15 protein-coding genes and 1 riboswitch are annotated in these 20,909 nt (G+C 48.8%); of the genes, 10 read left to right on the top strand and 5 right to left on the bottom strand.

Features of this window, described 5'->3' with window-relative positions; translation table 11 throughout:
- Positions 1 to 36: 36 nt before the first annotated feature.
- From ACHZBS_RS26475 to lpxB, 9 genes are all read left to right on the top strand, one after another.
- Positions 37 to 1,272, top strand: coding sequence for a lipoprotein-releasing ABC transporter permease subunit (locus tag ACHZBS_RS26475; RefSeq protein WP_319409530.1), 1,236 nt, complete (start codon positions 37 to 39; stop codon positions 1,270 to 1,272).
- A complete protein-coding gene (locus ACHZBS_RS26470) occupies positions 1,265 to 2,002 on the top strand; it encodes an ABC transporter ATP-binding protein (RefSeq protein ID WP_319409529.1) in 738 nt (245 codons plus the stop codon). Before ACHZBS_RS26475 ends, ACHZBS_RS26470 begins: the two co-directional genes overlap by 8 nt.
- Positions 2,003 to 2,152: 150 nt before the next feature.
- The gene (gene bamA, locus ACHZBS_RS26465; RefSeq protein ID WP_319409528.1) at positions 2,153 to 4,804 is read left to right on the top strand and encodes an outer membrane protein assembly factor BamA; all 2,652 of its coding nucleotides are present in this window, start codon (positions 2,153 to 2,155) and stop codon (positions 4,802 to 4,804) included.
- A gap of 17 nt (positions 4,805 to 4,821) precedes the next feature.
- Positions 4,822 to 5,460, top strand: coding sequence for an OmpH family outer membrane protein (locus tag ACHZBS_RS26460; RefSeq protein WP_319409527.1), 639 nt, complete (start codon positions 4,822 to 4,824; stop codon positions 5,458 to 5,460).
- 15 nt (positions 5,461 to 5,475) lie between these two features.
- Positions 5,476 to 6,519, top strand: a complete 1,044-nt coding sequence (gene lpxD / locus ACHZBS_RS26455; protein WP_319409526.1) for a UDP-3-O-(3-hydroxymyristoyl)glucosamine N-acyltransferase — start codon at positions 5,476 to 5,478, stop codon at positions 6,517 to 6,519.
- 26 nt (positions 6,520 to 6,545) lie between these two features.
- Positions 6,546 to 6,980: a 3-hydroxyacyl-ACP dehydratase FabZ gene (fabZ, locus tag ACHZBS_RS26450; protein ID WP_394708072.1), complete on the top strand. Its 435-nt coding sequence runs from the start codon at positions 6,546 to 6,548 to the stop codon at positions 6,978 to 6,980.
- Between the two features lies 1 nt (position 6,981).
- Positions 6,982 to 7,752 (top strand): acyl-ACP--UDP-N-acetylglucosamine O-acyltransferase, encoded by a 771-nt coding sequence (gene lpxA, locus ACHZBS_RS26445; RefSeq protein WP_319409523.1) that lies wholly within the window; start codon positions 6,982 to 6,984, stop codon positions 7,750 to 7,752.
- Between the two features lie 47 nt (positions 7,753 to 7,799).
- Positions 7,800 to 8,603: a UDP-2,3-diacylglucosamine diphosphatase LpxI domain-containing protein gene (locus tag ACHZBS_RS26440; protein ID WP_319409522.1), complete on the top strand. Its 804-nt coding sequence runs from the start codon at positions 7,800 to 7,802 to the stop codon at positions 8,601 to 8,603.
- Positions 8,604 to 8,813: 210 nt separating this feature from the next.
- Positions 8,814 to 9,941 carry a lipid-A-disaccharide synthase gene (gene lpxB, locus ACHZBS_RS26435; protein ID WP_319409521.1) on the top strand — a complete coding sequence of 376 codons (1,128 nt, stop codon included), beginning with the start codon at positions 8,814 to 8,816 and terminating at the stop codon, positions 9,939 to 9,941.
- Positions 9,942 to 10,214: 273 nt separating this feature from the next.
- On the opposite strand, the gene ACHZBS_RS26430 is transcribed toward lpxB, so the two are convergent.
- From ACHZBS_RS26430 to ACHZBS_RS26410, 5 genes are all read right to left on the bottom strand, one after another.
- Positions 10,215 to 11,546, bottom strand: coding sequence for an IS5 family transposase (locus ACHZBS_RS26430; protein ID WP_319409520.1), 1,332 nt, complete (start codon positions 11,544 to 11,546; stop codon positions 10,215 to 10,217).
- A 134-nt stretch (positions 11,547 to 11,680) separates the two neighbouring features.
- Entirely contained in the window at positions 11,681 to 13,564 is a 1,884-nt protein-coding gene (locus ACHZBS_RS26425) for a choice-of-anchor U domain-containing protein (protein ID WP_319409519.1), read from the bottom strand.
- 64 nt (positions 13,565 to 13,628) lie between these two features.
- A riboswitch (cyclic di-GMP riboswitch) is annotated at positions 13,629 to 13,718 on the bottom strand.
- 405 nt (positions 13,719 to 14,123) lie between these two features.
- The gene (locus ACHZBS_RS26420) at positions 14,124 to 15,446 is read right to left on the bottom strand and encodes an ATP-binding protein (RefSeq protein WP_319409518.1); all 1,323 of its coding nucleotides are present in this window, start codon (positions 15,444 to 15,446) and stop codon (positions 14,124 to 14,126) included.
- Positions 15,447 to 15,627: 181 nt separating this feature from the next.
- Positions 15,628 to 16,833: a type II secretion system F family protein gene (locus tag ACHZBS_RS26415; RefSeq protein ID WP_319409517.1), complete on the bottom strand. Its 1,206-nt coding sequence runs from the start codon at positions 16,831 to 16,833 to the stop codon at positions 15,628 to 15,630.
- Positions 16,834 to 16,897: 64 nt separating this feature from the next.
- Entirely contained in the window at positions 16,898 to 17,863 is a 966-nt protein-coding gene (locus ACHZBS_RS26410) for a radical SAM protein (RefSeq protein ID WP_319409516.1), read from the bottom strand.
- Positions 17,864 to 18,122: 259 nt separating this feature from the next.
- On the opposite strand from ACHZBS_RS26410, the gene ACHZBS_RS26405 reads away from it, so the two are divergent.
- On the top strand, positions 18,123 to 20,804 hold the full coding sequence (locus tag ACHZBS_RS26405) for a CBS domain-containing protein (RefSeq protein ID WP_319409515.1): 2,682 nt from the start codon (positions 18,123 to 18,125) through the stop codon (positions 20,802 to 20,804).
- Positions 20,805 to 20,909: the final 105 nt, after the last annotated feature.

Here is a 20,909-nt window from a genome sequence, read left to right as displayed (position 1 = left end):
AGAGAACTCTCAACCTCAGCCATTACCGGAAATGCCATGTCATTTGTGACATTTGTATCAGGGCGCTATCTCCGGACTCGCCAGAAGCGGGCGTTTATTTCGCTGATTACCGTCCTGTCCATTGCCGGAGTCACCGTGGGAGTCATGGCGCTGATCGTGGTTATTGCGGTCATGGCCGGTTTTGAAAGCGATCTCAAATCTCGGATCATGGGAATCCGGCCCCACCTGGTACTCACCAAAAAACAGGGGGACTTTACCGGCTACAATCAGATTTTGGCAAAAATCAAACCCGTTGATGGCATCGAAACGGCATCGGCCTACATCACCACGCAGGTTGTCATTCGCACGACAACGCGGGCGGCTGGCGCCGTTTTGAAAGGCATTGATGCGGTTCAGGGAAAAAGCGTCAGCGCCAGGATGGATAACAGCCGGTTAGTGACGCGGACTGCCTCGAAAGAGCCCCCAAAAGGGAACGATCACCTTCCCGGCATCATTTTAGGCAAGGAACTGGCAGCCAACCTGGGTGTAATCCGAGGTGACACGGTGTACCTAATCTTGCCGCGGGGTATGCTCTCACCGGCCGGCCATATTCCTGCCATGATTAAATTTCAGGTCGCCGACCTTTTCGAATCCGGGATGTATGAATTTGATGGGAGGCTCGCTTTCATCGATTTGAAGCAGGCCCAGAAGATCCTCCGAATGCCCGCTTCCGTTAGTGGGATTGAGATTCGCCTCCGCGATATGGAAAAGGTCAAAGAAATTTCCGATACGATTGAACGACTGGTGGACGGAAACTACACCATCGAAAACTGGAAGCAGATGAACCGAAATCTCTTTTCAGCCCTTCGGTTGGAAAAAACCGTCATGTTCATCATCCTTGCCCTGATCGTATTGGTTGCCGCATTCAATATTGCCGGCTCCCTGGTCATGATGGTCATGGAAAAACGAAAGGATATCGCCATTCTGAAAGCCATGGGGGCAACGGCAAGATCCATCGGACGCATCTTTGTAATCAAAGGCCTGATGATCGGCTTGGTGGGAACCGTGCTGGGAACTTCCGCAGGCTTGGTTCTGTGCACCCTGCTGAAGCGATATTCCTTTATCCACCTACCGGCAGATGTATATTATATAAGTACATTACCTGTGAACATGAAGACATCGGACGTCATCTTGATTGCGTTGTGTGCACTGATCATCTGTTTTGCAGCCACGCTTTATCCGGCCCGGCAGGCGGCCGGCATCGATCCGGTGGAGGCCATCCGTCATGGATAATGGCACTGAACTGTCAGAGCGGGAGGTAACCCGCGATCAGCAGCCTCACGGAAGTCCGCTGATCCAGGCTTCGGGCATCAGCAAAATCTATAACCACAGTGGGGCCCGCATCGTGGTCCTCAACCAGTTGTCATTTAAACTGGGCATCGGGGAAACGATAGGAATCGTGGGGGCATCGGGTATCGGCAAATCTACCCTACTTCACGTTCTCGGGACCTTGGACAGACCGGATAGCGGCATCCTGGAATATTCGGGAAAAGATGTTCTGAAGTTGGATGATAGCCAACTGGCCCGTTTTCGCAACCGGACTATCGGCTTTGTATTTCAGTTCCACCACCTGCTGCCCGAATTTTCGGCATTGGAGAACACGATGATGCCGGCTCTAATCGGCGGTGAGGGCAAAAAAACGGCAACGACGGCTGCAGAAGCAATTCTGGTTCGTGTCGGCCTGAAAGACCGGCTGACCCATCGGGCCGGTGAATTATCCGGCGGTGAACAGCAGCGAGTGGCCCTGGCCCGGGCTTTGGTCCTGCGGCCGGCCATTCTTCTGGCAGATGAACCGACAGGCAATCTGGATCGAAAAAACAGTGCCCACATCCACACCCTACTGATGGAATTGAACCAGGAAATGGGAATGGCGCTGGTTGTGGTGACCCATAACATGGAACTGGCTGCCCTGGTATCCCGGCAGGTAACCATCGCCAATGGAGCACTGCAGGAATTTCATTGATTTCTTGCCAAGTTGATTTTCCTTTGGCATGCGAGAAAAAGAGACCCTTATAAGTTGCCTCATGGTTGCCGAAAAAAACATTTTGCCAATACCGGCCGATTCTGAAATGGATTAAACGTTGACAGGACCGCAATTGTTCAGGGGGATTCGATGTTGAGGCGATATTTTCCGGTGTTGTTTTTTTCCCTTTTTCTCGTGGCCCACACCGCTGCTGCCATTGAAACGGTTCATGTGCTGGTGTTGCCTTTTGAAATTCATGCCAGCCAGAGCCTGTCCTATCTGGCAGAAGACATACCCAAAGTCATTCAAGAGTATCTGCAAACCGAAGGGGCAGTTGCTGTTGAAATGGACAACGCACAATCAACTTCCGCTTTAGACGTCACCTCCGATGTTGAAACCTTGAAGCAGGTAGGCCTGAAGGCCGGTGCAGACAGTGTGGTCTGGGGAAGTATGACACGTATCGGCGATAACATCAGCCTTGACATTAACATGGTTGAAACAGTGGGCACCAAACCGGTCTTCTCCATATATGAGGCCGGCTCGGGTATGGAAAACCTGAGAGCCGTTGCCAAAAAGTCCGCGGAAAAATTGGCGAGACAACTGTTCCGGCGGGAACTGATTACCGGCATCCGTGTCACTGGGAATAAACGGATCGAAGCAGATGCCATCGAGCGGGTGATACGGGTGAAAGCAGGCGATGTGCTGCGTGCCGGCGAACTGTCCAAAGACATGAAAAATATCTACAAAATGGGTTATTTTGAGGATATCCGCGTCGAAGCTGAAGACAGCGAAGGCGGGAAATTGATCATTTTTAATGTCAAGGAGAAACCTACTATTCGAAAAATCTCCTTCAGCGGCAACCAGGTTTTCAAGGATGAGAAACTTCGGGAGAATTTAACCGTCAGCACGGGTTCCATTCTGAATATTTTTACGATCAAATCTAACATCGAGCAACTCCAAGCCATGTATAAGGAGAAGAATTATCACAATATTAAAATTAACTACACTGTTCATGAACGGGACAATAACCAGGCGGACATTGAATTTGTTATTGAAGAAGGGGAAAAGATCAGAATTAAAAAAATCACCTTCCAGGGCAACCGGACTTTCCCGGACAAAAAGCTGAAAAAACTGATCAGTTCCTCGGAAAAGGGCTTTTTCTCATGGATCACTTCTTCCGGTGAATTGAATCGAGAAGATCTGAATCAAGATGCAGCCCGTCTCATGGCTTATTATAACACCGAGGGATTCATCCATGCCAAAGTTGCCGATCCAGTAGTCGACTTCGAGGACAAATGGATATTTATCACCTTTAAAATCGAAGAGGGCGAGCGGTTCAAAGTAGGCACCATTGACATGGATGGGGACCTGATTCTGCCCAAGGCGCGTTTGATGCCCGGGCTTCAGATTTCAAAGGAACCCTTCTTCAACCGGGAAACGGTCAGAAAAGATATCCTTTGGCTGACCGATCTGTATGCGGATGCCGGCTATGCCTACGCGGATATTTCTCCTTTGACGAAGGAGGATGCCGAGAACCACTTGATCGACATCACCTATTCCGCTCAAAAAAAAGACAAGGTCTTCTTTGAAAACATCGATATTTCCGGCAACACACGTACCCGGGACAAAGTCATTCGCAGGGAGCTTCGCATCTACGAACAGGAGCTATACAGCGGCAGCCGCCTCAAACGAAGTGTGCGTAATCTCCATCGCCTGGATTTTTTTGAGGATGTCAAAGTAGATACACCCAAAGGCAGTGCTGAAGACAAGATGGATGTAAAAATCAGCGTCGTGGAAAAACCCACAGGCACCTTCACATTCGGTGCGGGATACAGCACAGTGGACGACGTCTTCTTTACCGGATCCGTTTCCCAAAGAAACCTTTTCGGCCGCGGCCAGATTCTCAAGCTGAGCGGCCAGATCGGCGGGTCGTCGGATCTATACAACATGAGCTTCACGGAACCATGGATGTTCGACATTCCCCTGTCCGGTACAATCAACATTTACCGCTCCAATCGTGACTACGACACCTACGACAGAACCAGCATGGGTGGCGGACTTGGGGTCAGTTACCCCATTTTTGATTATACCCGGGTATCCCTGTCTTATCGATACGATGTTACCGACATTACAGAAATCACTGCGGACGCATCGGACAACATCAAGGAACTGGAAGGGTCAAACGCCACCAGCGCCGTTACCACGGGATTAAGCTATGATTCAAGGGACCGCGCCTTCAACACCACACAGGGTCAGGATCACAGCCTCATTTACACTTATGCGGGATTAGGTGGTGATATCGGTTTTAACAAGGTCGTGGGTGAACTCGGCTGGTATCTCCCGGTCTACAAGGGGCTGGTAACTTTTCTGCATGGAAAATCCGGCTATGTGAGTGAGATAAACGGATACACATTACCCGACTATGAAAAATTCTATTTAGGGGGCATGAACTCCATCCGTGGTTTTGGTTTTCAGGACATCAATATCAAAACTGTAAACAGTGCCGGACAAATTTCAGAGGAAGGTGGCGAATCGTTTGTCCAGTTCAATTTTGAACTCACCTATCCACTATTTAAAGATCTGGGCATTGTCGGTGTTGTTTTCTATGATACCGGCAATGTTTTTGGACATGGTGATACGATTGATTTTGGTACGCTCCGCCAAGCGGCCGGATACGGCATTCGGTGGTACTCCCCCATCGGACCGATTCGCATCGAGGGTGGCCACATCCTGGATCCCCGCGAAGAAAATGGAGAAGATTCCGGGGTCAACTGGGAGTTTTCCATGGGGGGGGCATTCTAAACCGAAGCTCCGTAGGAATGATTGAAAACAACCTGCGCCAACAACCATTTGATTATAACCGCTATAAAATGATATATGTTATGGCAAAATTCACATTTAAGACGTGGAAAGGGGAATGTATGCGATCTGCAAGCAAATTGATAATCCTGACGATTATAGCTATTTTCTTCTACGGAGGATCAGGCTTTTGTGCAGATGTGGCTAAAATTGGGGTTGTAGAGTTCCAACGCCTATTTGAAAATTCAGACGCCGGAAAAGATATAAAGGCAGAGATCACCGCGCATGGCAAAAAAATGGAAGCCGAACTTAAGGAAAAAGGTGCTGAAATTGAGGAACTTAAAAAACGCTTGGAGCGTGAAGCCTTGGTCATGAGCAAGGAAATGCGTGAAGAGAAAGAGCGGGAGTTCAGGATCAAGGTCAATGATATCAAAACCCTGCAGAAAAAATATGAGGTGGAGTTGCAAGGCGTCCAGAAAAAGTTGATGAGCGAACTTCAATCTGAAACGCTGGAAATCATAGATGAGATCGGTAAATCAGGAGGCTACCTGTTGGTTATGGACAAACGCGGGGTTCTCTATTCACCAACGACTATCGATATTACCGATGAAGTCATTAAACAATACAATGCCCGGTACGCCAAAAATAAGAAAAAGTAAGCATAGGTATCGACAGTGCCCACTGACTATTCCCTTAAAGAGATTGCCGAGGCGACCAATGGTGAAGCCGTTGGCCAAAAAAACAAAAGAATCAGCGGCGTCGCGCCCTTTGAGACAGCTGATTCCAGTCAAATCACCTTCGCAGGAGGCGTTAAATATTTAAAGCGGATCGAGGACTCCCTGGCTGGGGCCATTTTCGTTCCCAAAGGGTTTAAGGCCTCCGGAAAAAACCTGATCGGTGTTAGCAACCCCCAACTGGCATTTGCCAAAGTGGTGGAGTTGTATCATCCGACGGTTCCACCGGCTTGGGGTATCAGCAACCTGTCATCCACCGGCAGTGATCTCCGGGCAGGTGATAGGGTATTTATCGGTTCGTTTGCGACGGTAGGTAATCGCGTGACAATCGGTTCAGATTCGATCATTCAAAACGGTGTTTTTATCGGGGATGATGTAAGCATCGGAGATAAGGCAATGATTCATCCCAATGTGACCATCATGAACGGTTGCCGGATCGGCAACCGGGTAACGGTTCATCCGGGTACGGTAATTGGCAGTGATGGTTATGGTTTCGTTCCGGATGGTGGGCGTTACCACAAAATTCCACAGATAGGCATCGTTCAGATTGATGATGATGTTGAAATCGGTGCATGCAACACCATCGATCGGGCAACTTTCGGCCGGACATGGATTCAACGCGGGGTCAAGACAGACAATCTGGTCCACATCGCACACAATGTAGTTGTGGGTGAGGATAGCGTAATTGTCGCCCAGGTGGGCATTGCCGGCAGCACCAAGATCGGCCATCACGCCATTCTTGCCGGTCAGGCAGGTATTTCCGGCCATCTGACCCTCGGCAACCATGTCACCGTAGGTCCAATGACCGGGGTAGGCAAATCCATCTCAGACGGAAAAGTGGTCTCATCCGGCTCCACATCCATGCCCCACCGGACGTGGTTGAGAGTACAACGCGTCATTCCAACCTTACCGGAAATGAAGAAAAAAATTGCCGACTTGGAGAAGAAGCTCGCTGATCTCGAAAAAATCGTTGGGGGACGCTGAAACAACGCGGAGGTCCACTCATGGAAATGGTCTTTGATATCAAGGCAATCATGCAGAACCTTCCCCACCGATATCCTTTTTTAATGGTGGATCGGGTGATTGAGTTCGTCAAAAACAAGAGAATCGTGGCCTTAAAAAATGTAACGATCAATGAACCTTTTTTCCAGGGGCATTTTCCCGATACCCCCATCATGCCAGGCGTTCTCATTGTCGAAGCCATGGGACAAGCCGGCGGTGTTCTGGTCACCCAGTCACTGCCACCGGAAAATCAAGGCAAGCTGATCTATTTCATGGGATTTGACGACGTGCGGTTCAGAAAACCAGTCGTGCCCGGTGATCAGTTGATCCTGGAACTTGAAATGCTGAAACTGCGATCCAAAGTCGTAAAAATGGCCGGCGTTGCCAAGGTCGACGGGAAAATCGTCGCCGAAGCGAAGTTGATGGCCGCCTATGGAGACTAATATGATTCATCCCACTGCAATCGTCAGTCCCGAAGCAACGATAGGAGAAGGTGTCAAAATCGGTGCCTACTCAATTATCGGCGAAGATGTCACTATTGGCAAAGAAACATGGATAGGACCTCATGTGGTGGTTGACCCCCACGTGATCATCGGCCCTGGATGCCGAATATTTCAATTTGCTGCCATTGGCGCCATACCACAGGACCTGAAGTTCGGCGGGGAAAAGAGTTATGTAAAAATCGGACCAAACGTTACCATCAGGGAGTTTGTTACCATCCACCGCGGGACGGAGCCGGGTGGTGGAATCACGGAAGTGGGTGAAAAATCATTATTGATGGCCTATACCCACATCGCCCACGACTGCCGCATCGGCAAAATGGTGATTCTGGCCAACAATGCCACATTGGCAGGTCATATCACCATTGGCGATCATGCCACTGTCGGTGGCCTGGTGGCCATCCACCAGTTTGTCCGAATTGGCAATCATGCCTTTGTAGGCGGTAAATCAGCCGTGGTCAAGGACGTACCGCCTTATGTCATTGCTGCCGGTGATCGGGCCATTTTACATGGCCTCAACCGCGTTGGCCTCAAACGTTATGGTTTTTCTGACCAAACACTTTCCGCATTGAAAAAGACCTACCGAATACTGTTTCGATATGGGTTGACCCTGAACGAAGCCATTGAACGCGTAAATGCTGAAGTGGAAATGGTGCCTGAAGTTGAAACCTTCATCGGATTTATCAAAGCATCCTCCCGAGGAGTGACACGATAATTCTATTTTTCAATAGATCAGGTCTCAAATAAAAGTCTGCCCATTCAATGAATGAAAAGATTGGACTCATAGCGGGAAGCGGCCAGTTCCCGGTACTTTTTTCTAAAGCCGCATTAAAAAATGGGTTCTCTGTATACACTGTCGCATACCTTAACGAAGCAGACCAAGAACTCACCCGCTTGTCGGAAAAGATTCAATGGCTGCATCTGGGTCAGGTGAAACGGCTCATCAAGTTTTTCAAGCAAAATGGCGTCAACCGCGCAGTGATGTTAGGCGCCGTTCGCAAGACGCGACTATTTACTGATGTGAAGCCAGATATGAAAGCCATATCTATCATTGCTGGAATGCGAAACACCCACGATGATGCCATTATGCGCGCCTTTGCGGACAGTCTTGAAAAGGAACATATCAAAATCGAGCCCTCAACTTTTCTCTTGCCGGAATTGCTCGCCACAAAAGGTGTCTGGACGAACAGAAAACCGTCCCAATCAGAAAAGAAAGACATCGCCATGGGATTTTCCGTAGCAAAGGAAATTGGCCGTTTAGACATCGGACAAAGCGTGGTTGTTGGCGGTGGATCGATCCTCGCTGTTGAGGCCATCGACGGAACCGACGCCACGATCCAACGGGGCGGTCAGTTGGGTAAGGGTGAGGCTGTCTTGGTCAAAGTCTGCAAGCCGAACCAGGATTTTCGTTTCGATGTTCCCTCGGTAGGGGTGAAAACAATCGAAACCATGAGCCAATACGATGTTGGCGTCCTTGCCATAGAGGCCGACCGGACCGTTGTTTTTGATCGTCTCGAAATGATCCGCGCGGCCAACGAAAACAATATTGCAATCATCTGCGAATAGGGTATGTAAAAAATGCTTCGGAATTGAACGTTAAAAAAGGCGATGGGCTCGTTGATGAACAGAATTCATTAATACTATCCGTAAAGCAGCGCCACCGGCACCTGGTAACAGGGCAGATGGATCGTGACCACCTGAAAACCGCTGAAAATCGTGGCGCAAATTCAATAAGCCAGCCATCACCTTACGTGTTGAGGCGAAAAATTTTATCCAATGTCTCCAAAGTCCATCATGATCATTGCGGGTGAAGCATCGGGGGACGTGCACGGTGCAAAACTGGCCCATGCCATAAATAACCGATCCACCGACACGATCCTCTTTGGCGTCGGCGGAATCGCCATGAAGACAGAAGGCGTCAAGATTCTTGTCGATTGCAAGACGCTCTCCGTGATGGGGATCACAGAGGTGCTTGCCAAACTGCCGAAGATTTACCAGGCCATGGCAATCGTAAAAAAAGCCCTGAACAAGCTTAAACCGAATCTTCTGATTTTAATCGATTTTCCCGACTTCAACTTTCATATTGCCGCTGTCGCGAAGAAGCTTAACATTCCGGTTTTATATTACATCAGCCCCCAAATCTGGGCATGGCGCCAAAACCGGGTCCATAAAATCAAACGGTTGGTCGACCACATGGCCGTGATTCTTCCATTCGAAGCAGCGTTTTACTGTAAGCACCATGTACCGGTCACTTTTGTGGGCCACCCTCTGTTGGACGGGATTCTGCCGGTACCTGACCGTCAATCAGCGACGACACATCTCAACGAACCGGTCATTGGTCTGCTTCCCGGGTCGAGAGAAAAAGAAGTGTCTACCCTGCTTCCCGTTATGCTCGAAGCCGCCAAAATTATAAAGCAATTCCTACCGACTTCAAGGTTCATGGTTTCATGTGCTGAATCCATTAATATGGAATTGGTCTTGGATGTCGTCAGTCAATATGCGCCGACGCTTGAAGCAGAGATCGTGAACGGCTCAATTATTAAGGTATTCCAACAGAGCCGGATCCTGGTGGCGGCTTCAGGTACAGTCACATTGGAGGCCGCACTTTATGGCATTCCAACGGTCATCATATATAAAGTCTCTCCATTGAGTTATTGGATTGGCAAACGGCTCATAAAGGTAAAGCATATCGGCATCGCCAACCTCATCGTTAAAAAAGAACTTCAGCCAGAGTTGATCCAGGACGATGCATCGCCCCAAATCATCGCAGATAAGGTAACCGCCATGATCAACGATCCGGACAGGTTAAAGCAGATAGAAAAGGAACTGGTTCGCATTAGAGACCTTCTTGGCGGTGCCGGAGCCTCAGACCGGGTCGCCCAAATTGCATTGGATCTAATCTGACGGACTATGTTCACTATCCTCCCGTTACAACCGGAAAATCGCCTGCACAAAAACTTTATTCGCTATCAAATACATCACCCGCTATACGCTGAAACGATTTTGGGATGAATAGCATGTTGACCGTTGTGTTTCGGGTAACCCAGCTGTCAGGTGTTGTAAGAATGCGACACCCCTGACAACGGTGCATCAGAGGTGTCCTTGATCGATTGGTGGGCGGGGATGCTTTCAACTTCGTTTCTGATCCCGATAATTTAGTCGGTGCTGAAAAAGCCGCTACACGGCCATACCTACTGGAACCTCTGATCTTTGACAAAATGAAACCCAGAAGTAAATCAGGCGCAAAATGTCGGCTGCCAGCCGCAGCAGCTTTCTGAAGTTCATGCCGGCGGCGCTGAAGATTGCGTTGAGGCAATCGCCAACAGTGCCTTTGAGACGGCATCGGTCCATGCGATGTTCCTGTTTCAAATGCCCGATGCCAGGTTCCACGGCGGCTCGACGTTTCATCCAGCGCCACAGGCTTTTGGCGGTTCGACCACGCCTGCGCTTGTCCACGTGGACATTGACCTCTCCAGTGTAACCATGGCCGCGGTATCCCATATCTACAAACACATGCTCCGGAGGCCGGGCAATGCGTTCGATCTGGCTGAGGGCGTCTTTCAGGGTGTGACCGTCGTAAGGGTTGCCGTGAATCGCCTTGGCACCCACGAACCATCCCCCGCGACTCGTTGCCGCGACGCTGACCTTGCAGCCGAACTCGTACCGCTTGTGGGCTTTGCCTTTGCTGATGCACTCGACTGCCGGTTCGTGGACGCTGTAGATCTTTTTCTTGTCTTTGCGCTGTTGATGAAAAATGCGGGAGGCGATGGCTAACAGGGACTGCAATTGCTCATCGGGGTGCGGGCATTTACGCTCGATGTCACGAATGACCCGCCCCAGGTAGGTTTTCAGTTTTCGGGTGCAGCGTCTGGCGCGATTCATCTGTCGGGCATGGGCGTAGCGGCTTTGCTGGGCCAACAGGTGTTTGGCATTGCGGTTGTAGTTCTGGCGCAGCGGGAGATCACGCTGCTTGGCCGCATCGACCAGTCGCTGCCGGGCGCGATGATACAAACGGGCATCGGTCGGAAAACGAATGTCTTTTTCCTGGACCGTCGTATCCACATTCACCCGTTTGAGTTGATGGGACTTGACCACCTTAAGCTTCAACCCGGCAGCGATGGTTTCCTTGAGCAGTTCTTCCGCACCGGCTTCACCGATGCGCTTGCGCCACCGGGTCATGCTGGACGAATCGATCGGCGGATCGTGCTCGAAAAACTGCATCCCGCTCAGATACTGCCAGTAGGGATTTTCCACCCACCCGGCGACGACATCGTCATCGCTTAGGTTGAATGAGAATTTCAGGTAGTGCAGGGCTACCATCAGACGGGTATTGACGCCCGGCCGGCCGTTATCCGGGCAGTAGGTTGTGCCGAACAGTTCGTCCATGCGATCCCAATCGACGAACTTGGCCAGTTTGACCAGACCATGGCTGGGATCGACAATCTTCACGAGTTCCGGACGAAACAAATCCCGTTGCCTGTTTTTGTGGGGAGATTGTCTGGGTTTCATGGCTATAATTTGCAAGGAAAGTGGGTTTAACTGCTTGAAATCCTGCAAATCATATAGCACAAAACAGATATTTTTACCAATAATTTCTATTAGATAAACGCTTTTTCAGGACCGACTAATTTAGTAGCTGCTTTCTATTTGTCAGAAATGGCTGCGGCGAAAAGGATTCCCGCACCCAGTAAAACACCCAGCAACAGGACTGCATGTGACGAAATAGAATCAAGAGCTCTCAAATCGTTGGTTCCTGTTGAGATAAAACAACTGCCGCCACTATCAGATGAGGAAGTCCCCCCCGTTGACAAAGAGGCGCTGTCGGAAGTTTCGGAATCAGTGTAAGCAATGCCGGCAGGGTCCACAATCACCCCATTTTCGATTCCATCCTCATCGCCCATGCCGCCATCTTCGAGCAATACGGTTACACTTTTTCCGTTTTTGGCAAAAGCCGCATTCTCATATACCTGCCATCCGCTGTCGGTGACGTATTTGTACAACTGCGCATCTTTGGGGACCCTGGTTGAAAAATGAATTTTCACCGTCGCGGTCTTTGCCCCATTTTGCAGATATAGTTTGAAACCAATCAGGCCGAATCCCATCTTCACCGATTTGTCGGGAATCGCTTCAGTAGACAGCGATTTAATCGAAACCAGAGTGACATTATCGGAAACGGTTTCGACACCGACGATGGTTTGACCCTCTATCGTATTAACACTCATGATGTTGTCTTCAAGGGAATCGGGAGTTCCGTTTTCGTTAACATCCGTCGACCCATCGACCTCCTGAGCGTCCGGGATACCATCGATATTCGCATCACCCGCAGTGTCGGCAGCGATAGTCGTAAAAGTTGAGGTTTGGGACCAATCCGATGCGCCATTGCGGGCGTCGATGAATTTTACCCGCCAAGAGTAAACGGTATCGGCATCCAGCACCATTTCACCGACGGTATAAGCCGTCAGCTGCGTCTCGCTGGTTTCATCCAAAATGAGCGTCGAAAAATCTGAATCCGTACTGATCTGCCACTGCGATTGATAGTGGTCATCATTGTCCACGTCAAAGTAAGCCCCGGAAACAAGCACGGGCGTAAGCCCAACACGCTCGATCTGGGCAACCCCATCAATAACCGGTGCATCCGGAGCCGTGTTGGCCGGAGCGGTCGTCGGATTGCTATCCGCCTGAAACTCAGCCAGATTGGTCACGCCATCGCCATCCGCATCCAGTGCGGAATCATTGATGAGCGGATCCAGCCCATAGGTGATTTCCCAGACATCGGTCATCCCGTCATTATCATCGTCCGGATCCTGATTGTCGCCCGTTCCGTCGCTATCGTTGTCCGCCCATTCATTGGGGTCGTTGGGGAACCGGTCCAGGACATCAGGCACATTGTCTCCGTCGACATCGGTACTCGAGGACTTGAGCACGCTGACAGTCGTGGTTGAAACCGAGCTGCTTCCGTCGTCATCGGTAACCGTCAGGCTGAAAGTCAACGTGTCGCCATCGATGCCGACAACCGGTGCGGTAAACGATGCCTGCGCACTGGCGGCATTATTAATGGATATTCCCGCTCCACCGGTCTGCACCCATTGATAACCGACAATCGTACCATCCGTGTCGTTGGAACCGGAGCCATCCAGGGTTACCGATGTGCCTTCATCGACGGATTGATTCTGTCCGGCAACGGCCATGGGGGCCTGGTTGAGTACAACAGCGGCGGGAGTGTAGGAAACTTCTTCAGAGTCGGCGCTTTCCAGATCGCCATCGAATGCACGAACGACGAAATGATAGGTGACCCCTTCAGTAAGACCGGTCAGGGTGCAGGTGGTAAGGTTGTCTTCCCAGAGAGGATAATCGTAGTTGTAGCTCTGGCTGCCTTCACGGGCGAAAACCCGGTATCCTTCCGGTGCCGGATCGTTGGCATCCCACATCAGGGTTACATTTGCACTGAGAGCAAACGAAACACCGAAGGTAATGATTGCAACCGAAGTGAATAAGATCTTCAGAAAGGATCGCGTGGATAGTTTCATTTTGCATCTCCCAAACTATGATATGCCTTGCGACCAACAGCGGATTTGAGAGATGCTGTGTTCGCTCGGCAGCCCTGCCGCCATTTCCAGAGCTTCTGGTTTCAGGCCGTTGGCTTTGCGTCACACCCTTTCGGATGTTTTGCCTTTATCGAGCAATTTACTTTTCAAAAAACGTTAAAATTTTTTAAGCACATACCATACCAAAATAATAAGGAACCCCATTTTGAATATTCCGAATGCCATGGTTACGATTTAGGTTGCCGTAATTAAATATTTTTTAGTCGTTCTTTTATTGTTGGCATCTTAGGTTAGGCTTTAAAAAAAATTGAACTACGAAAAAAATGTACAAAATATAGTACACACCATAGAACAAAGGTGATGCACTTTTGTAAACAAATGATGCCAGCTTCAAAAAATTACGATTATTTCCAGGATCGCTGCGGATTCGAATTACCCGCTGAAAGCAGGCTGAAACATGTCGAGGATTTGAGGCGAAGAGCTAATAACGGGTGGAAGCAAATAGACATTTGGGATATAGGGTTAAATCATTGAACGATTTTTATTGCGGCCTCAAGATGGGATCAACCGGTTTGAAGTACATGGTAAAAATACTGCCCTGGCCCAGTTTACTCTGCACATCCATTCGGCAGTCATAAGTTTCCAGAATTCGATATACGATGGAAAGACCGAGACCCGTTCCGCTGGGTTTTGTCGTGAAAAATGGATTAAACATTAATTTTACCGTCCGTTCATCCATACCACAACCATTATCGGCAACCTCAACCATGATCCTTTCGTTTTTAAGCTTCTGTACAGATATCTTTATTCTGCCTCCGTTATTAATGGATTCAGCCCCATTCAATAGCAGATTCCAGACCACCTGACGAAGCTGAAGGGGGTCAATCTCAATATATGCATCTGATATTATGTTTAAATCTACCTTTACCCGTTGACCGACTGAATTGTCTTTTTCAAAAAGCGTTACAATTTCAGCCAAGGCCTCCCCCAAATTGACACATTCGGTCTGGCCGGCCGACGGCCTGGCAAAAGTAAGGAAATTGTTGACCAAACTACTCAATCGTTCAGTTTCTCTGAGGACAATGTGCACCAACCGCATATTGTCCTTGTTGTTTTCCATTTCACCTTTAAGGATCTGTATGGCGCCCGATAATGAAGCCAGCGGGTTTTTGATTTCGTGGGCCAGCCCGGCAGCCATCTCACCGATCTGCGCCAGGTTTTGAACCCTGCCGAGATGGGCTTCCATGGCTACCAGCTCGGCCTTGGACTGTCGTTCCTGGTCAGACAGATAACCACTCAAAAATGCCACCGAAAAACACGCAGCCGTCATAATGACACATTTTTGAAAAACCTGAATAGCCGTTATGGTTGAACCGAAAGTGGAGCCACTGTAGCCGAAAGAATTAAAGAAACCATTTAATTCCAGAATCAGCAGCACGGCAAATTGGAAACTGCAGAACACTGCTACCAGAAGGCTCCCCCGTTTAAAAACAAACACACTGGAATAGATAACAACCACAAGGTATAAAAATGAAAATACACTGAAATACCCTCCCGTCACAAAAATGATCAGGGTGATGCACAAGGTATCGATAATGATCTGGCCATATATTATAAAAAGTTGGTACCGCTTTAGGATTGGCAGAAGAATGCCATAAACCGCAGATAAAACTATTATTGAGCCAGACAATCCGTATAGAAAACCGACAGGTGTTTCTTGTGAATCGAACTGGTTAGCGATCTGATAGGCTATGGTTGACCCCAGCAGCAATAAAGCGAATAAAAAGCGTATGGACATCAACCAGTTGAGTTTACGGTTGAACGTCTCTCTATCGAGTTGGTAATTAGGCAGGAATTCAGTCAAGACAGAATATCATAATATCTGGATGTCGGGGATTACTGGCACGCACCCGAGCCCATGTATTAATTATTTTCATGTGAATGCGCTCCCCCACAATGGTGCGCGTAAAAAACGAGCGACGCTCAGCATCGTCAACTTTTATATCGGCAATTTCCGTTGAAAACCACTTGGACCCGTAAGAAGGTTAAAGCGCTCCAGCCATTTTAAAGATTGGCAGATACATGGCAATAACCAGACCGCCAATTACCACACCTAAGAAAACAAGCATGAAGGGTTCGATCAGCGACGTCAAATTTTCAACCGCCTGGTCAACCTCTTCTTCGTAAAAATCGGCAATCTTCTCCAGCATGGCGTCTAGGGCACCGGTGGACTCGCCAACGGAAATCATCTGGCATACCATGGCCGGGAAAACCCCACTTTCGGCCAACGGATCCGCCATGGTGCGACCCTCTGCGATACCGCTCCTGACAGTATAGATTGCCTGTTCAACGGTTTTATTGCCTGAGGTTTTGGCCACGATGTCCAATGCTTCCAAAATCGCCACCCCGCTGGACAACATCGTTCCCATGGTCCGGGTGAATTTGGCGACAGCCACTTTTCGAATCAACATGCCGAATACCGGTAGTTTGAGCATCGTGGCATCAACTATTTTCCTGCCTTTTTCAGTCTTATAGTATTTTCTGAATGCGAAAATAAAAATGACAACACCTATGATAATCCAGTGGATCTTGGATTTCACGAATTCACTCATGGCAACGACGATGAGGGTGGGACCAGGAAGCGCCCCCCCCATATCCGCGAACATTTCCTGGAATACGGGAATGACAAACACCAGAATGATCGCAACAACCGCAACAGCGATCACCATAGTCACAATCGGGTAAGTCATTGCTCCTTTAACCTGGCTCTTCAGCTTTGCCGCCTTTTCCATGTAGGCGGACAAGCGCCTTAAAATCGTATCGAGAATACCACCGGCCTCACCGGCAGCCACCATGTTTACAAACAGATCATCGAATTGTTTGGGATATTTTTTCAATGAGTCCGCCAATGTCGAGCCACTTTCCACCTGTTCCTTGATGCTTTTGAGCATCTTCTTGAATGTGGCATTTTCCTGCTGAGCATGCAAAATATCCATACATTGAATGATGGGAAGCCCCGCATCGATCATCGTCGAAAACTGCCGGCAGAATAAAATGACATCTTTTTGGGTCACGCCCGGCTGAAGAAAAGCGACATTTTCAAACAGATCTTTGGGTTTTTTCTTAATTTTGGTCGGTGTTATCCGAAGTCTGTTGAGATTGGATCGAACCACATCCTCGCTGGATGCTTCCATCTCACCTTTCTGAACGATATTGTTCCTGTTCTTTCCTTCCCACAGATAAATCGACATAACATCCCCCTATGTCCGTAAATGATCAGTTGTCGCTATAATACAACGTTGATGAAATGTTTTCTCAACAGGGCCGCCTGGCTTGAGAAGCCATGTAGAAGCAGCCTCGATCCATCTGTTTCAAGGCCAGTTGGTTGGAAGCGACCAATTGATCCAGTACAGGCTGAACGGATTCAACATCGCATCCCATGATCCGTGACACATCCTGGGCGGTGTAAGGTCGTCTTCGAACAGTTGAAACCAGGCGCGCCATCAAGTCTTCACTCCGCACGGTCGTTTCGGGCGGAGCGGATGTATATTTGACAATTTCGGCACCTTCAAGAAAATCTGAAACATCTTTAAGCCGTTTCGGTCCCGTCGGTTGCACCCAGGCTTCCGTACCCGGCCGGTCAAGGGTGTTCAGAAGAACGCCATCTGCATCAATCCGCCGAAGGATTATTTTTAGTTTAGTCAGTTCCTCAATTGAATCGTTGCATCCATTCACTAAGAAATATTCCATTAACAGTCGACCGGAAAACATTTTTCTGAATCGGGCGATACCATCGATGATCGAACTAAGATCAAGTTCCGGATGGGGGCGATTCACCTGCCTGAACTGGGGATCGGTCGCGGCGTCCAGAGAGGCCATGATAACATCAACATCTTTAATCTGGCGCCTTACTTCAGGTTGGTCAAAGAGTGTACTGTTGGTAAGCAATGCCACCTTGTATTGGGGATAGTCGGATTTGAGAAATTGAATCACGTCGCCGAGCCCCTCGTTCAAAGTGGGTTCTCCGGACCCGGAAAAGGTGATATAATCAATTTTCTCATCCTGGGAAAGATAGGTGATCAACTCGTTTTTCACCCGGTCCACCCCAACATATTCTCTTCTTTTCAGGGTCAGATGGGTCGTTGCACCGCACTCACAATATACGCAATTCAGGCTGCAGGTCTTGTGGGGCACAAGATCCACGCCGAGAGAAATGCCCAAGCGTCTTGATGGAACCGGCCCGAACAGTGTCTTGTATTTAAATGTGCTATGGGTGTTCATCGTTTTTATCAGTGAATTTGGTTGTCAACTTGCTACCATAAACTGCTTGAAACAACAATAACTTTATTAATATCGGGGCATTGGTGTTATGCCGGTTGACCTTTGAAAATTGGATAAACTGTTCACCTGGCTTGCAAAAATGGAACCAACAGCGTAATATCCTCGCATTTTCCTTTTCGTCCAAATGGGTATCACTTTAAATTTCACCTTAACTTGACCTTCACGCGTCTTCCACTAAGAGGCAACGCCCCATAAACCGATGACCGCCGAAAACACAAATAAAAAACCATCCCTGACCATTATCACCAGCCATGTTAATGCAGATTTCGATGCCATGGCCTCAATGCTTGCAGCTCAAAAGCTTTACCCAGAGGCCTTGGTGGTTTTTCCCGGATCCCAGGAAAAGAATCTGAGAAATTTCTTCATTCAATCCATGGTCTATCTCTTCAACATTGCAGAACTGGGGAAAATCGACTTCTCAGCAGTCACCAGGCTGGTATTGGTTGACACCCGTCGAAAAACCCGGATTGGTGAGTTGCGTCGGGTCCTGAGCAATCCCCGACTGGAAATCCATATTTATGATCACCACCCCAAAAACGACGATGATATTCCCGCGGACAAAGAATATCATATGTTGACGGGTGCCACGGTGACGATCCTGTCGGACATTCTCCGTAAGAAAAAGATCCCCATCACACCCGAAGAAGCCACCATCATGTGCCTGGGAATCTACGAAGACACCGGATCATTTTCTTTTCCTTCGACGACTGAACACGACTTCAACGCTGCCGCATATCTGCTTTCAAAGGGCGCCAACCTTAACGTCATTTCAAGCATGATCACCCGGGAATTCAATCCCGAACAGATCGGATTGCTGAACGATATGATTCAGGCGTCCAGGCACTATACGATAAACGGGGTTGATCTTGTATTGACCAGTGTGACCACGGATAACTATTTCCCCGATTTTTCGTTCCTGGTCCAAAAAATGGCCAAAATGGAGAACATCGACGCAGTTTTTGCCCTGGGACTAATGGAAAATAAAGTCTATGTCGTTGCCAGAAGTCGAACGGATGATGTGGACGTGGGTGATATTCTGGACCAAATCGGCGGGGGGGGGCACCCGTCAGCCGCAGCGGCAACGGTCAAGGGCAAAACCATCGCCCAGACTGAGCAGCTTCTTTTCGAGGCCCTTTACGCAAAAATCAACCCCAGACGCCAAGCCCGGCATTTGATGTCTTCCCCGGCCATCATGGCCAGCGAAAACACCAGCTGTAAGGATGCCAAAGACCTGCTGACTCGCTATAACATCAACGCCCTGCTGGTTGGCGAAAGCAGTTCGAGCGACGAGGGATTCACCGGTTACATCACCCGGCAAGTCATTGAAAAGGCATTGTTTCATCACCTCGAAACCATTCCGATTCGCGAATATATGAGCACAGAGATATCCCACGTGCATCCGGATGCGGATGTTGTTGAAATTCAGGACACAATCATCGGGAACAAACAACGAATTCTGCCGGTCGTGGAAGATGGCAAGGTCGTTGGAGTCATCACCCGCACAGACCTGCTAAATACCTTGGTTCAACAGAATCGGCCGGCAAATCAAGAATTTACAAAATTGGATGACAAGTTCAGCAACAAACGCTTAAGGATGGTGAACAATTTCATGCGGGAACGTCTTCCCAAACACATGATTGAAACACTTATTCAGCTGGGTGAAACCGCCAGCCAGATGAACTGCAGCGCGTATGTAGTAGGCGGGTTTGTCCGGGATTTGTTCTTGTACCGAAACAATGAAGATATCGATGTGGTCATCGAGGGAAACGGGATTGCGTTCGCCAAGACTTTCGCCCAGGCATTTGGGGCGAGAACCCACACGCATCAGAAATTTGGAACCGCCGTCATCATCTTTCCCGACGGCTTTAAAATTGATGTCGCTTCTGCGCGCATGGAATATTACCAGTTTCCCGCATCACTGCCGGTGGTTGAAATGAGTTCCATCAAAATGGACATGTTTCGCAGGGATTTTACCATCAATACGCTGGCTATTCAGCTCAACCCGGGAAAATTTGGCAGGCTCATCGATTTCTTTTCCGGCCAGAAGGACATCAAGGATAAAGTCCTGCGGGTACTGCACAACCTGAGCTTTGTGGAAGACCCTACGCGGGTGTTTCGGGCCCTGCGGTTCGAGCAGCGATTTGGTTTCTCTATCGGCAAACTCACCTCCAGCCTTATCGACAATGCCGTAAAAATGGAATTCTTCAAACGCCTTGCCGGCAAACGGGTATATACGGAGCTCAAGTTGATTTTGAAGGAAGAAAACCCCGCGCCGACTATTTTAAGATTAATGGATTACAACCTTTTAACAGTCATTCATCCGGGAATAAAAGTAGAAAACGATGTGAAGCACCTGCTCGATACCACCAAGAAGGTTACTGACTGGCATGACCTGCTCTTTATTGATGAGCCCTATGAACGATGGACCGTTTTTTTCATGACGTTGATCCGCCACTGCGATCTGCAAACCACCCTTGAAATCTGTGAACACCTGACCGTCGCTCCGCGCTATTCAAAGCTGTTCGGTGAAAATCGCATCTATGCGGAGCAACAACTCGCTCGACTGGAACGGCGTAAGCGAATGAACAACGCGGAAGTATTCAACCTGCTCAAAGCGTTCAAAACAGAAATGATCTTGTATATGATGGTTTGCGCCGATTCTCAAATGGCAAAAAAAAGAATCTCTCTATACCACACCCGGTTGCGCCATGTGGCCATCACCATTTCCGGAAAAGATCTCCTGGAAATGGGATTTCCATCCGGCCCCGTATTCAGCAAAACGCTGCAGGCAGTACTGGAAGCAAAACTCAACGGATGGGTCAAAACCAGGGAGGATGAATTCACCTTCATAAGAAATAAAATTTCAAGGTTAAAGGGGTAACGACGGTGTGCAGTAAGGATCGGAAACAAAAGAATCTAAGCAATAATTCAGAAGAAGTTTACTTTGCCCCGAAGAGACATGATTCCTTTCCATGTGGCTTGAAGG

It is taken from the genome of uncultured Desulfosarcina sp., assembly GCF_963664155.2.
Lineage (GTDB): Bacteria > Desulfobacterota > Desulfobacteria > Desulfobacterales > Desulfosarcinaceae > Desulfosarcina.
The sequence above is the reverse complement of the archived record's forward strand: the minus strand, read 5'-3'. Positions and strand labels throughout refer to the sequence as shown.